At 62.5% G+C, this 13,213-nt stretch carries 12 protein-coding genes; 7 read left to right on the plus strand and 5 right to left on the minus strand.

Annotated elements, in window-relative coordinates; all coding sequences use genetic code 11:
- Positions 1-52: 52 nt before the first annotated feature.
- Both ACF8MI_RS22205 and ACF8MI_RS22210 read right to left on the minus strand, forming a co-directional pair.
- Positions 53-1,267, minus strand: a complete 1,215-nt coding sequence (locus ACF8MI_RS22205; RefSeq protein WP_104833349.1) for an SAM-dependent methyltransferase — start codon at positions 1,265-1,267, stop codon at positions 53-55.
- A gap of 56 nt (positions 1,268-1,323) precedes the next feature.
- Positions 1,324-1,941: a TPM domain-containing protein gene (locus ACF8MI_RS22210; RefSeq protein ID WP_200929130.1), complete on the minus strand. Its 618-nt coding sequence runs from the start codon at positions 1,939-1,941 to the stop codon at positions 1,324-1,326.
- A gap of 187 nt (positions 1,942-2,128) precedes the next feature.
- Between ACF8MI_RS22210 and bglX the strand changes: the two genes are divergently transcribed.
- From bglX to ACF8MI_RS22230, 4 genes are all read left to right on the plus strand, one after another.
- Positions 2,129-4,420: a beta-glucosidase BglX gene (bglX, locus tag ACF8MI_RS22215; protein ID WP_060497952.1), complete on the plus strand. Its 2,292-nt coding sequence runs from the start codon at positions 2,129-2,131 to the stop codon at positions 4,418-4,420.
- A gap of 83 nt (positions 4,421-4,503) precedes the next feature.
- Positions 4,504-6,261, plus strand: a complete 1,758-nt coding sequence (locus tag ACF8MI_RS22220) for an ATP-binding protein (RefSeq protein WP_200929129.1) — start codon at positions 4,504-4,506, stop codon at positions 6,259-6,261.
- Entirely contained in the window at positions 6,255-7,589 is a 1,335-nt protein-coding gene (locus tag ACF8MI_RS22225) for a sigma-54 dependent transcriptional regulator (protein ID WP_060497954.1), read from the plus strand. Before ACF8MI_RS22220 ends, ACF8MI_RS22225 begins: the two co-directional genes overlap by 7 nt.
- A 255-nt stretch (positions 7,590-7,844) precedes the next feature.
- Positions 7,845-9,164 (plus strand): MFS transporter, encoded by a 1,320-nt coding sequence (locus ACF8MI_RS22230; protein ID WP_060498004.1) that lies wholly within the window; start codon positions 7,845-7,847, stop codon positions 9,162-9,164.
- A 164-nt stretch (positions 9,165-9,328) separates the two neighbouring features.
- Here ACF8MI_RS22230 and ACF8MI_RS22235 read toward each other — a convergent pair whose 3' ends face one another.
- Positions 9,329-10,081, minus strand: coding sequence for a hypothetical protein (locus tag ACF8MI_RS22235; protein ID WP_060497955.1), 753 nt, complete (start codon positions 10,079-10,081; stop codon positions 9,329-9,331).
- Between the two features lie 342 nt (positions 10,082-10,423).
- On the opposite strand from ACF8MI_RS22235, the gene ACF8MI_RS22240 reads away from it, so the two are divergent.
- Positions 10,424-10,789 carry a hypothetical protein gene (locus ACF8MI_RS22240; protein ID WP_060497956.1) on the plus strand — a complete coding sequence of 122 codons (366 nt, stop codon included), beginning with the start codon at positions 10,424-10,426 and terminating at the stop codon, positions 10,787-10,789.
- 117 nt (positions 10,790-10,906) lie between these two features.
- A complete protein-coding gene (locus tag ACF8MI_RS22245) occupies positions 10,907-11,512 on the plus strand; it encodes a flavin reductase family protein (protein WP_016713656.1) in 606 nt (201 codons plus the stop codon).
- Here ACF8MI_RS22245 and ACF8MI_RS22250 read toward each other — a convergent pair whose 3' ends face one another.
- Entirely contained in the window at positions 11,513-11,779 is a 267-nt protein-coding gene (locus tag ACF8MI_RS22250; RefSeq protein WP_016713655.1) for a hypothetical protein, read from the minus strand.
- 16 nt (positions 11,780-11,795) lie between these two features.
- Positions 11,796-12,089, minus strand: a complete 294-nt coding sequence (locus tag ACF8MI_RS22255) for a putative quinol monooxygenase (RefSeq protein ID WP_016713654.1) — start codon at positions 12,087-12,089, stop codon at positions 11,796-11,798.
- A gap of 202 nt (positions 12,090-12,291) precedes the next feature.
- Between ACF8MI_RS22255 and ACF8MI_RS22260 the strand changes: the two genes are divergently transcribed.
- Entirely contained in the window at positions 12,292-13,212 is a 921-nt protein-coding gene (locus ACF8MI_RS22260; RefSeq protein ID WP_060497957.1) for an AraC family transcriptional regulator, read from the plus strand.
- Position 13,213 lies beyond the last annotated feature (1 nt).

Here is a 13,213-nt window from a genome sequence, read left to right on the forward strand (position 1 = left end):
GCACGCCACACTACCGGGGCTTAAGCAGGTTCGACACTACAAACGGAGTGCATCAAAGCAACCCATCCGCCCGCAACAACGTCTCCAGGCAATGCTCCTGCACCCCATAAAACGCCTTGAGCTGGCCAATCTTCTCCAGCAACTCGCCGTTAGCCACCGGCTGCCGCCGCTTCACCGCAAGAATCATCTTGTTCTTGTTGGTGTGCTCCAGCGAGATGAACTCGAACACCTTGGTTTCGTAACCGCAGGCTTCCAGGTACAACGCGCGCAGGCTGTCGGTGAGCATTTCGGCCTGCTGGCCCAGGTGCAGGCCGTATTGCAGCATGGGTTGCAGCAACCCCGGGCTGTGCAGTTGCGGGCGGATCTGCTTGTGGCAGCACGGCGAGCACATGATGATCGCGGCGTTGCAGCGGATACCGGTGTGAATGGCGTAGTCGGTGGCGATATCGCACGCATGCAGGGCGATCATCACTTCGATGGCCTCGGGCACCACGCTACGTACATCACCGCACTGGAATTCCAGGCCTGGGTGCTCCAGGCGCGAAGCGGCGGCGTTGCACAAGTCGACCATGTCCTGGCGAAGCTCTACACCGGTGACCTGCGCCTCACGGCCCAGGCTGTTGCTCAGGTAGTCATGCATGGCAAAGGTCAGGTAACCCTTGCCCGAGCCGAAGTCGGCCACCCGCAGCGCCTGCTCCGCAGGTACCGGCGCACTGGCCAGGGCGTGGTCGAAGACCTCGATGAACTTGTTGATCTGCTTCCACTTGCGCGACATGGACGGGATCAATGCACCTTGTGCGTCGGTCACGCCGAGGTCACGCAGGAACGGCCTCGACAAATCCAGGTAGCGCTTCTTCTCGCGGTCATGGCCGCTGCTCGTCGTGGCCTCCCGTGGAGCCTGCGCGCCGTGACGTTGCAACATCGGCTTGCCCTTCTTGCTGAAGGTCAGTTGCACTTCGCCATCTGCGTCGAACAGGTGGGCATTGCGGAAGCTGTCCGGCAGCAGCTCAGCTACCAGCGCCTGCGCCTGTTCCAGCGACAGGTTGCGGGTAATGTCGCGGGTCTGATGGCGGTAGACCAGCGACAGGCATGGCTGGCCCTTGACCTGCAGCGGCTTGGCGATGATCCGTTGCAAGGTCTGGTCGGCACCGACATGGCGCGCCAGCACCAGTTTGACCAAGGTGTTGCCGTGCAAGGCTGCATTCAGAAGGCCGAGAAACCGGGCGCGTGCATCTGACGCAGAGGGGGCGGAAGAACTGGCGGACATGGAAAAACGGTGCCTCGAATAGCGGGAACCGCATTCTACACCCTGCAGGTTCCAAGTCAGTCCAGGATCACCAACCGGTTGGGCAACTCGTTGCGCGCATGAGTAGGCGGCACATGCTCGCTAAGCAACTCGCCGCACGCATCGATGCACTCGACAAACCCCTGCAAGGTCCGCCCCTGACGCACCTGCTCGGCAAAGCGGGCGACAATGGCCGCCCGCGCGTTGGCATCCAGATAATGCTCGATACCGCGGTCGACCAGGATCTCCACATGCCGTTCCGCCTCGCTGACGAAGATCAGCACGCCGGTGGCGCCTGCCGTGCGCTGCAAATTCTGCTCGCGAAACTGCTGCCGAGCCAGCCGTGAGGCGCGCCAACGACGCAAAGCACGAGGAATCAGCCAGCCGGCCAGAAGCGGGTTGCGCAGCAGCAGGCACAAACCGACGAACAGCAACACGTTGGCCACCAGCAAGCCACGCACGCTGGGCCAACCCAGCAGCCCATGCAACAGCCCAGGCACGGCCAGCGCCAGCACGGCGGCCCACAACAGCGGCCAATACGCGTAATCGTCAGCACGGCGGGCCAGTACCGTCACCAGTTCGGCATCGGTTCGCTTTTCAGCACGGGCAATGGCTTCGGCAATCTGCCGTTGATGGTATTCGTCGAAAAGGGTCATGCCGTCGGTCTCTTGAGCGTTCTTATAGTTGTTGTCCCGGCATTCGGGGCTTCGTCCCCAGGCGACATATTCAGGCATAATCCGCCGCTGGAAAATGAGCGTCTCAATCGTACAACAATAGCCGCCTGAAAACTTCGGCCGCGCACGTATCACCGCTGGATACGGCAGAGGCCCCACAACGGAACTGATGATGAAATTGTCTTTGCTGGGCCTGGCCATGGGCCTTGCCAGTCAGGCGGCCCTCGCCGCCCCCACCGCCCCGCCCCTGCAGGACAAGCAGGCGTTCATCGACCATCTGATCAGCCAGATGACCGAAGCCGAGAAAATCGGCCAGTTGCGCCTGATCAGCATCGGCCCGGAAATGCCTCGCGACAAGATTCGTGAGGAAATCGCCGCCGGCCGCATCGGCGGCACCTTCAACTCACGCACCGCGCCCGAAAACCGGCCGATGCAGGACGCGGCCATGCGCAGCCGCCTGAAGATCCCGATGTTCTTCGCCTACGACACCGTCCACGGCGAGCGCACCATCTTCCCGATTGGCCTGGGCATGGCCGCCACCTGGGACATGGACGCCGTGGCCAAGGTTGGCCGCACCGCCGCCATCGAAGCCTCGGCCGACGCCCTGGACATGACCTTCGCACCCATGGTCGATATTGCCCGCGACCCACGTTGGGGCCGCACCAGTGAAGGCTTTGGTGAAGACACCTACCTGACCTCGAAGATTGGCCAGGTGATGGTGCGCTCGTTCCAGGGCAGCAGCCCGGCCAACCCCGACAGCATCATGGCCATCGTCAAGCACTTCGCCCTGTACGGCGCCGTGGAGGGCGGGCGCGACTACAACACGGTCGATATGAGCCTGCCGAAGATGTACAACGACTACCTGCCGCCCTACCGCGCCGCCCTCGACGCCGGTGCTGGCGGGGTGATGGTGGCACTGAACTCGATCAACGGCGTGCCGGCCACCGCCAACACCTGGCTGATGAACGACTTGCTGCGCAAGGAGTGGGGCTTCAAGGGTGTGACCATCAGCGACCATGGCGCCATCCAGGAGCTGATCCGCCACGGTGTCGCCCGCGACGGTCGCGAAGCCGCCAAGCTGGCGATCAAGGCCGGCATCGACATGAGCATGAACGACACCCTGTACGGCGAAGAGCTGCCAGGCCTGCTGAAGTCCGGTGAAGTGACCCAGGTCGAGCTGGACCAGGCGGTGCGCGAAGTACTCGGAGCCAAGTACGACATGGGCCTGTTCAAGGACCCGTACGTGCGCATCGGCAAGGCCGAAACCGACCTGAAAGACTACTACGGCAACGACCGCCTGCACCGCGAAGCCGCGCGTGATGTGGCCCGCCGCAGCCTGGTACTGCTGGAAAACCACAACCAGACCCTGCCGCTGAAAAAAGCCGGCACCATCGCCCTGGTCGGCCCGCTGGCCGATGCACCGATCGACATGATGGGCAGCTGGGCTGCCGACGGCAAACCCGTGCACTCGGTGACAGTGCGTGAAGGCTTGCGTCGCGCCGTAGAAGGCAAAGCCAAGCTGGTCTACGCCAAAGGCTCCAACGTCACCGGCGACAAGGCGATATTCGATTACCTGAACTTCCTCAACTTCGACGCACCGGAAATCGTCGATGACCCGCGCCCGCCTGCGGTGCTGATCGACGAAGCCGTGAAGGCTGCCAGGCAGTCCGACGTGGTCGTAGCGGTTGTCGGCGAGTCGCGTGGCATGTCCCACGAGTCGTCCAGCCGCACCACCCTGGAAATTCCAGCCAGCCAGCGTGAGCTGATCAAGGCCTTGAAGGCGACCGGCAAGCCGCTGGTGTTGGTGCTGATGAACGGCCGGCCGCTGTCGATCGGCTGGGAACGCGAGCAGGCCGACGCCATCCTCGAAACCTGGTTTGCCGGTACCGAGGGCGGCAATGCCATCGCCGACGTGCTGTTTGGCGACTACAACCCATCCGGCAAGCTGGCCATCACCTTCCCGCGTTCGGTCGGGCAGATCCCGATGTATTACAACCACACGCGCATTGGCCGGCCGTTCACGCCGGGTAAGCCGGGTAACTACACGTCGCAGTACTTCGAAGAGCCTAACGGCCCGCTGTACCCGTTCGGCTATGGCCTGAGCTACAGCAGCTTCGAGCTGTCTGGCCTGAAGCTGTCGCACAAGGACCTCAAGCGCGGTGACAACCTGGAGGCCAAGGTGACGGTGAAGAATACCGGCAAGGTCTCCGGCGAGACCGTGGTGCAGCTGTACCTTCAAGATGTGTCGGCATCGATGAGCCGCCCGGTCAAGGAACTGAAAAACTTCCAGAAGCTGATGCTCAAGCCGGGTGAGTCGCGGACCTTGACCTTCCGCATCAACGAGGATGACCTGAAGTTCTACAATGGCCAGCTGCAGCGGGTTGCCGAACCAGGTGAGTTCAATGTCCAGGTAGGGCTGGACTCCCAGGCGGTGCAACAGCAGAGCTTTGAACTGCTGTAACTGAGGTCGCCTGCACCGGCCCATTCGCGGGTTCACCCGCGAAGAGGCCGGCCCTGATATCGCATATATCCGGATCCGCCCCAATGCCCTTTTCCTTTCGCGCCCTGCGTCTGGGGCTGATCACCTTGCTCATCCTGCTGGGCACCGCCCTCAGTGCCGGCTGGGCCATGCACCAGGCCAAGCGCCAGGCCATGGAAGACGACGCCCGGCGTGCCAGTCAGCAACTGGGGCTGTACGCCAATGCCCTGCACACCCTGATCGACCGCTACCGCGCCCTGCCCGCCGTACTGGCGCTGGACCCGGAACTGATCGCCGCCCTGCGCGGCCCGGTCAATGAACAGGTGCAGGACGCCCTGAACCGCAAGCTGGAGCGCATCAATGGCGCGGCCAATTCCTCTACCCTCGAGCTGCTCGACCGCACCGGCTTGGCCATTGCCGCCAGCAACTGGCGGCTGCCCAGTAGTTACGTCGGCTCCAACTACGGTTTCCGCCCCTATTTCAAGCAAACCCGCAGCCAAGGCAGTGGCCGCTTCTACGCCGTGGGCGTAACCAGTGGCGTACCGGGCTACTTCCTCGCCAGCGCGGTAAATGACGAGCATGGCCGCTTTCTCGGTGCTATGGTGGTCAAGCTGGAATTCCCCGAACTGGAACGCGAGTGGCGCCAGGGCAGCGATATCCTGCTGGTCAGCGACGCCCGTGGCATCACCTTCATCGCCAACCAGGATGGCTGGCGCTACCGCGAGCTCCAGCCGCTGAATGGTGCCGACCGTGCCGAGCTGGCTGAAACACGCCAGTACGACAAACAGCCGCTGGTGCCCCTGCAGCACCAGGTGCTGACCCGTTTTGCCGAATACAGCACCCTTAGCCGCGTGCAAGGCCCGCAGGGCAGTGCCGAGTACCTGTGGGAAAGCCTGCCGCTGGAAGATGACCACTGGACCTTGCACCTGTTGCGCAAGCCACAGGTGGCCGCCGATGGCCGCAATGCCGCCCTGGGCGCCGCAGCCGTGTGGCTGAGCCTGGTGTTCGCCGCCCTGTTCGTCAGCCAGCGCCTGCGCCTGGCACGCCTGCGCCAGCGCAGCCGGCAAGAGCTCAAACGCCAGGTCGAAGAACGCACCCGTGAGTTGCGCACCGCCCAGGAGGGCCTGGTACAGTCGGCCAAACTGGCCGCCCTCGGGCAGATGTCGGCCGCCATGGCCCACGAGATCAACCAGCCGCTGACCACCCAGCGCATGCAACTGGAAACCCTGCGGCTGCTGCTGGACCACGGCCGTTACGACGAAGCGCGCCAGGCCCTGGAACCGCTGGAGCAAATGCTCACACGCATGGCCGCACTGACCAGCCACCTGAAAACCTTTGCCCGCAACAGCCCGGTCGGCCTGCGCGAGCGCCTCGATCTGGCCACCGTGGTCGACCAGGCCTTGCACCTGCTGGATACCCGCATCCGTAGTGACGAGGTCGAGGTGGCCTTGTACCTGGCACGCCCGGCCTGGGTACGCGGCGATGCCATTCGCCTGGAGCAAGTGCTGATCAACCTGCTGCGCAATGCCCTCGACGCCATGGCCGACAAGCGCTACAAACGCCTGGAGGTGCGCATCGAGCCAGATGGCGAGCTGTGGCGCCTGAGCGTGCTGGATTCGGGTGGCGGCATCGCCGAGGCCGACCTGGCGAAGGTGTTCGACCCGTTCTTCACCACCAAGCCGGTGGGTGAAGGGCTGGGCCTGGGCCTGGCCATTTCCTACGGCATCGTCCACGAGGCCGGGGGCCAACTGCTGGCCGAAAACGTACCTGGTGGCGCACGCCTGAGCCTTACCCTGCCCCGTGACCTGGAGCCTGTATGTTGAATTCAGTGATCGTCGTCGATGATGAAGCCAGCATCCGTACTGCCGTCGAGCAATGGCTGAGCCTGTCCGGCTTCACTGTGCAGTTGTTCGCTCGCGCTGATGAATGCCTGGCACACCTGCCACGGCACTTTCCGGGGGTGATCATCAGCGATGTGCGCATGCCAGGCATGGACGGCCTGCAATTGCTCGAGCGCCTGCAGACGGACGACCCCGACCTGCCCGTGATCCTGCTGACCGGCCACGGTGATGTGCCCATGGCAGTAGAAGCCATGCGCAACGGGGCCTATGACTTCCTGGAAAAACCCTTCACCCCGCAGCACCTGCTGGGGAGCCTGCGCCGGGCACTGGAAAAGCGCCAGCTGGTCCTTGAAAACCGTCGGCTGCACGAACAGGCTGACCTCAAGTCACGCCTGGAAGGCACACTGCTGGGTATGTCCCAGGGCCTGCAGCAACTGCGCCGGCAGGTGCTGGACCTGGCCAGCCTGCCAGTCAACGTGCTGATTCGTGGTGAAACCGGCAGCGGCAAGGAGCGGGTCGCCCGCTGCCTGCACGATTTTGGCCCGCGCGCCGGCAAACCATTCGTTGCCCTCAACTGCGCGGCCATCCCCGAAGCACTGTTCGAAGCCGAACTGTTCGGCCATGAAAGCGGTGCCTTCACCGGCGCCCAAGGCAAGCGCATCGGCAAACTGGAGTACGCCAACGGTGGCACGGTGTTCCTCGACGAAATCGAGAGCATGCCACTGGCGCAACAGGCCAAGCTGCTAAGGGTGATCCAGGAGCAGAAACTGGAGCGTTTGGGGGCTAACCAGAGCATCAGCATCGACTTGCGAATCATTGCCGCGACCAAGCCCGACCTGCTCGACGAGGCCCGTGCCGGGCGTTTTCGCGAAGACCTGGCCTACCGCCTGAACGTGGCCGAACTGCGCCTGGCGCCGTTGCGTGAGCGGCGCGAGGACATTGCGCTGCTGTTCGAACACTTTGCCCGTGCAGCAGGCGAAAAGCTTGGACGCTGCGCACCGCCGCTGTCGGGGCCACAGCTGGCCCAACTGCTGTCGCATGACTGGCCAGGTAATGTTCGCGAGCTGGCCAATGCGGCGGAGCGGCACGCGTTGGGGCTGGGTTCGCCAAACATCGAGGTAGCGCCTGCCGGGCAATCGCTGGGCGAGCAGATGGAGGCGTTCGAGGCGCAATGCCTGCGCGCAGCGTTGCGACAGCATGGGGGCGAGATCAAGGCGGTAATGGAGACCTTGCAGCTGCCGCGGCGCACGCTTAATGAAAAGATGCAGCGGCACGGGTTGGTGCGCGAGGATTTTGTCGGGCGAGAATGAGCGGAAATCCGCTTATGACCAGGATTTAGTAGGCGAGATTCCGCTTATCAACTCAAGATTTTGGGGCTGCTTTGCAGCCCATCGCGACGCAAGGCCGCTCCTGCAAGGGCCTTGCAAGGCTTGCTATTACGGGGTTCGCGGAGCTCGCAACGCCCCCAAATGAATCACCCCGCACCCATTTGGCACACCTTCTGCAATTGCCTTGGCAAGCTGCGCCACGGCGCGCTCCACAAAAACAACGAGAAGGTATCCCTGATGGATAACGCCACCTCCCTGCCCGCCGGGGCGGCCACTGCGCCCGCCGCGGAAAAAACCACCGCCAGCCGCCTGAAGTCGATCTTCAGCGGGTCCATCGGCAACATGGTCGAATGGTACGACTGGTACGTCTACGCCGCATTCTCGCTGTACTTCGCCAAGGCCTTCTTCCCGGCCGGCGACTCCACCGCACAACTGCTCAACACCGCCGCGATCTTCGCCGTGGGCTTCCTGATGCGCCCGATCGGTGGCTGGTTGATGGGCCTGTACGCCGACCGCAAGGGCCGCAAGGCCGCGCTGATGGCTTCGGTACTGCTGATGTGCGCAGGCTCGCTGGTCATCGCCCTGACCCCGGGCTACGAAACCATCGGTGTCGCCGCACCGATCCTGCTGGTGATTGCGCGCCTGATGCAGGGCCTGTCGGTGGGTGGTGAATACGGCACCTCGGCCACCTACCTCAGCGAAATGGCCAGCAAGGACCGCCGTGGTTTCTTCTCCAGCTTCCAGTACGTGACCCTGATCTCCGGCCAGCTCATCGCCCTGGCAGTACTGATCATCCTGCAGCAGACCCTGACCACCGAGCAGCTGTACGCCTGGGGCTGGCGTGTGCCGTTCGTGATCGGTGCGCTGTGCGCCGTGGTGGCCCTGTACCTGCGTCGCGGCATGGAAGAAACCGCCTCGTTCACCAAGAAGGAAAAGGCCAAGGAAAGCCTGATGCGCACCCTGATGCGCCACCCCAAAGAGCTGATGACCGTGGTCGGCCTGACCATGGGCGGCACCTTAGCCTTCTACACCTACACCACCTACATGCAGAAGTACCTGGTCAACACCGTGGGCATGAGCATCAGCGACTCGACCACCATCTCGGCCGCCACACTGTTCCTGTTCATGTGTCTGCAGCCGGTGATTGGTGGGCTGTCCGACAAGATCGGCCGTCGCCCGATCCTGATCGCCTTCGGTGTGCTCGGCACCCTGTTCACCGTCCCGATCCTCAGCACCTTGCACACCATCCAGACCTGGTGGGGCGCGTTCTTCCTGATCATGGCCGCGCTGATCATCGTCAGCGGCTACACCTCGATCAACGCAGTGGTCAAGGCAGAGCTGTTCCCGACGGAAATTCGCGCCCTGGGCGTGGGCCTGCCGTACGCCCTGACCGTGTCCATCTTCGGCGGCACCGCCGAATACGTGGCCCTGTGGTTCAAGAGCGCTGGCATGGAGAGCGGCTTCTACTGGTACGTCACCGCCTGCATCGCCTGTTCGCTTCTGGTATATGCAACCATGAAGGACACCAAGCAGCACTCGCGGATTACAACTGAGTGAGTTTGAGCCTGCCGCAATGAAGAAGGGCGCACCGTTTCGGGCGCCCTTTTTTCATGCATTGTGAATGCATGATGTGATTCGATGAGCCAATGATTAATCCTATTCGGCTCATCATGTGAGCCGAATAGCTCAATTAATCGGCTCACCAGCTCCTGAAACCTGGCTCAAGACATCTCCAACGCCTGACGCGGCTCACGGCGCTGGTACCAGCTGGCCATCAGCACCAGCACCAGCAACACCCCGCCCAGCACAGCCGAAGAGCCGACCGTGCCAAAGTCCAGGCCACCCTTTTCATGGGGTTTGGTCAGGACATCGCCCAGCGTGGCGCCAAACGGGCGGGTAAGCACGAACGCCACCCAGAACAGCACGACGCCTGGAATACGCGTCCAGTAGCGGGCCACCACTACCAAGGCAATGGCACTGCCGATCAGCAACGCGCCGCCAGCAAAACCGAGCCCCGAATCATCGGCCAGGTAATCGCCCAGGGCGGTACCAAGCGTGTTGGAAAACAGGATCGCCACCCAGTAGAACAGCTCGCCCGTGCGGTTCTTGATTCGGGTGACATCCAGTGGGTTGCCGCTCAGGCGCCACAGCAGGAAGGTCAGCAGCAGGATGCCGATGAGCAAGGCCGACCCCGTGGCATAACCCAGGCCCAGGGTGCGGTCCATGAAGTCGGACATGGTGGTGCCGGCGGTACTGGTGGAGAGGATCACCAGCCAATACAGCATCGGGTGGTAGCGGCGCGAGTAGAGCTGGCCGAGCAAGGTCAGCAGGAACACGCTGATCAACAGCAGCGAGCTGACGGCATAGCCAACGTTCAGCGTCATCGACAGCAAGTCGCCCGCCGTTTCGCCAAGGGTGGTAGCGCAGATCTTCATGACCCAGAAGGCCAAGGTGATTTGCGGGAGTTTGTTCATTGTTGTGCCGCTCCAGTTTGAGGTGCGGCGATGGTGCTGATCGAGGCCTGAAAAATCGGTTGGTGATGCATGAAAAAAGTGTTGATAGATCTTTGAAACAAAATATTTCGTTCTTAACGTCCCATGAATTCCCACCCTTCAAGCTGAAATAGCTGACAGAACGACGACGCGCGGGCATGCGGCTCTTGGGTGATGCCACAGCGTGATTCACGCGAAGCGCTCCCATATAGATCGAATAATTAGATTTTTAATCGCTATTTTTTGCGCTTTTTAATCAAATTAATCGGCGTAGGATTAAACCCATAGAAACAAACAACCCTTGTAGCCCTTGGAGCAACGACCATGAAAAACAAACTGATCCTTACCCTGGCCCTCTCGGTTTTCGCAGCTGCCGCTTACGCCGAAGATGGCTTCGACCGTACCAACGCCCACACGTTTGCAGCGGTACAGAGCCAGTCCGCTACCTACGCTGAAGATGGTTTCGACCGCACTGGTGGCCAACGCTTTGCCGAAGATGGCTTCGACCGCACTGGTGGCCAACGCTTCGCCGAAGACGGCTTCGACCGCACCGGTGGCCAACGCTTCGCCGAAGACGGTTTCGACCGCACCGGTGGCCAACGCTTCGCCGAAGACGGTTTCGACCGCACTGGTGGCCAACGCTTCGCCGAAGACGGCTTCGACCGCACCAACGCCCACCGCATCAGTTGATCCCCGATGCGAGCACCCAGCCCGGCTTTGGCCGGGCTTGATCATTTGCAGACGGGCACAGGCTTGGCACACTAGGCACCTCGCAACCCAGGAGGTGGGCCAGCAAGCCCAGCACAGATGTATTACTACGAACCCGCCAAAGGCCACGGCCTGCCCCACGACCCGTTCAACGCCATCGTCGGCCCCCGCCCCATCGGCTGGATCTCCTCGCAAGACCGTGAAGGCCGCCTGAACCTGGCGCCCTACAGCTTTTTCAACGCGTTCAACTACATCCCGCCAATCATCGGTTTCTGCAGCGTCGGGCGCAAAGACAGCCTGAACAACATCGAACAGACCGGCGAATTTGTCTGGAACCTGGCCACCCGCCCGCTGGCTGAGCAGATGAACCAGAGCTGCGCACCGGTTGCGGCCGAAGTAAACGAATTTGAATTGAGCGGCCTCACTGCCACGCCGTCGAGCATCGTCAACGTACCGCGCGTGGGGGAAACCCCCGTGGCCTTCGAGTGCAAGGTCAGCCAGATCGTGCAGCTCAAGCGGGCAGACCAGGCGCTAGTGCCCAGCTGGCTGATCCTGGGTGAGGTGGTGGCGGTGCACATTGCCGAGCACCTGCTGAAAAACGGCATCTACGACACCGCTGCCGCCGAACCGATCCTGCGTGGCGGTGGCCCGGCGGACTACTTCGAGCTGGGCAACCTGTTCAAGATGGCCCGCCCGCCGGCCTGATCACCAGATCAGCTCGCCCTCTTCGCTGACGCCTTGCAGGCGTTGCAGCTCGGCCGTAGCCGCTTCGTCGGCGGCTACGGCCCCCTTGAACACCTGCCCGTCCAGTACCTTGTGAAAACGCGGCGCGCCGCCCATGCCCAAGGCCTTGACCGCAATGGCCGCGTTGTAGCCGCCCCCCTCGACCGGGACCATTGCCGAAACCGCTTCGAAATGCGGGAATTCCCTACGTGCCATGTTGCTATCCACCTGGTTGAACAAGGCGGTCATTTTACCCCATCACTGATCAATCGAAGGTATGCAGGTCCAAGCTGCTGACCACCTGTGCCTGCACCAACTCGCCAAACACCTCCAACGTTGGCGAGGCGAAGTAGCCACTCATCGCCTGCTGGTCCTGCCAGCTACCGCTGAGCAACCAAAGGTCGGCATCCGCCTGGGAGCGCTGTACCGTGAAACTCAGGCAGCCCGGCGCTCGCAGCGAGGGTTCGAGCAGGTCACGCAGTCGCGCCCCCAACTCGGCCGAGCGCCCGCTGCTGGCACGGATGAAAGCAAGGTGGGTGACCGGTTGTTTTGAGGTCATTGCACAATCTCCTTGAAGCAGGCGGACGGAAAAGCCAGGCTGCCAAGGTTAGGGGCTGCCTCGCGCGGCGCGTTAGGCCATTACTGCATGCCGATTGCCTGATCCTGCAGCGCGGCAGGATCAGGCAATCGACGTGCAGCTTTCGACTAGCGCCCGCCATTGCCCAAACCTATGCTGCGTCGGTCAGCAGAGGAAATCCACCATGACCACACCGACACCCATCGACCCACCCCTGGAATTGCAGCGCCAGGAGCTTGCGGAACTGATCCGCCGCCATGCCGGCGAGCCCCACGGCCCGGCCTCGGCCATCGATGGCTTGTTCCTGGTGCGCTACACCGAGAACGTGCGCTCGGTGCCGACCCTCGCTCAACCCGCGCTGTGCATCCTGGCCCAGGGCAGCAAAAGCCTGTTCCTCGGTGACGAACAATATGCCTACGACCCGCTGCACTACATGGTGGTTTCGGTAACCCTGCCACTGAGCGGCGTAAAGCTCGACGCCAGCCCCGAACACCCCAGCCTTGGATTGCGCATAGACCTGGACCCGGCAGAGATCAGCCAGCTGATTGCCGAGAGCGGGCCGATGCTGGTGCCCAACCGGCCTTCCGGTCGCGGTTTGTATGTGGACAGAACCGATGCGCCATTGCTGGATGCCCTGCTGAGGCTGATCCGACTGCTGGACACACCGCGCGATATCGCGATGTTGGCGCCGTTGTTCCGCCGTGAAATTCTCTACCGTTTGTTGCGCGGGCCGCAGGGTTATCGGCTGTACGAGATTGCCTTGGCCAACAGCCAGACGCACCGGGTTTGCCAGGCCATTACCTGGCTCAACAACAACTATCAACAGCCGCTGCGTATCGAGGACCTGGCCCGGGAGGTCAACCTCAGCACCTCGACCCTGCATCACCGCTTCAAGGCAGTGACGTCGATGAGCCCGTTGCAGTACCAGAAACAGCTGCGCCTGCAGGAGGCGCGGAGGTTGATGCTCAATGACGGGCTGGAGGCGGCGGTGGCGGCTTATCGGGTGGGGTATGAGAGCCCGTCGCAGTTCAGCCGGGAGTACAGCAGGCTGTATGGAGCGCCGCCGATTCGGGATGTGGCCAGATTGAGAGCCACTGCTGTCTAAA

Source organism: Pseudomonas sp. yb_9 (assembly GCF_043103635.1).
Taxonomy (GTDB): domain Bacteria; phylum Pseudomonadota; class Gammaproteobacteria; order Pseudomonadales; family Pseudomonadaceae; genus Aquipseudomonas; species Aquipseudomonas monteilii.

What these genes read in the sequence shown, in the direction of transcription:
- ACF8MI_RS22235 (WP_060497955.1), bottom strand. Translation starts at nt 10,081, where the DNA reads ATGAACAAACTCCCGCAAATCACCTTGGCCTTCTGGGTCATGAAGATC.
- bglX (WP_060497952.1), top strand. Translation starts at nt 2,129, where the DNA reads ATGATGAAATTGTCTTTGCTGGGCCTGGCCATGGGCCTTGCCAGTCAG.
- ACF8MI_RS22220 (WP_200929129.1), top strand. Translation starts at nt 4,504, where the DNA reads ATGCCCTTTTCCTTTCGCGCCCTGCGTCTGGGGCTGATCACCTTGCTC.
- ACF8MI_RS22230 (WP_060498004.1), top strand. Translation starts at nt 7,845, where the DNA reads ATGGATAACGCCACCTCCCTGCCCGCCGGGGCGGCCACTGCGCCCGCC.
- ACF8MI_RS22205 (WP_104833349.1), bottom strand. Translation starts at nt 1,267, where the DNA reads ATGTCCGCCAGTTCTTCCGCCCCCTCTGCGTCAGATGCACGCGCCCGG.
- ACF8MI_RS22250 (WP_016713655.1), bottom strand. Translation starts at nt 11,779, where the DNA reads ATGACCGCCTTGTTCAACCAGGTGGATAGCAACATGGCACGTAGGGAA.
- ACF8MI_RS22225 (WP_060497954.1), top strand. Translation starts at nt 6,255, where the DNA reads ATGTTGAATTCAGTGATCGTCGTCGATGATGAAGCCAGCATCCGTACT.
- ACF8MI_RS22240 (WP_060497956.1), top strand. Translation starts at nt 10,424, where the DNA reads ATGAAAAACAAACTGATCCTTACCCTGGCCCTCTCGGTTTTCGCAGCT.
- ACF8MI_RS22245 (WP_016713656.1), top strand. Translation starts at nt 10,907, where the DNA reads ATGTATTACTACGAACCCGCCAAAGGCCACGGCCTGCCCCACGACCCG.
- ACF8MI_RS22255 (WP_016713654.1), bottom strand. Translation starts at nt 12,089, where the DNA reads ATGACCTCAAAACAACCGGTCACCCACCTTGCTTTCATCCGTGCCAGC.
- ACF8MI_RS22260 (WP_060497957.1), top strand. Translation starts at nt 12,292, where the DNA reads ATGACCACACCGACACCCATCGACCCACCCCTGGAATTGCAGCGCCAG.
- ACF8MI_RS22210 (WP_200929130.1), bottom strand. Translation starts at nt 1,941, where the DNA reads ATGACCCTTTTCGACGAATACCATCAACGGCAGATTGCCGAAGCCATT.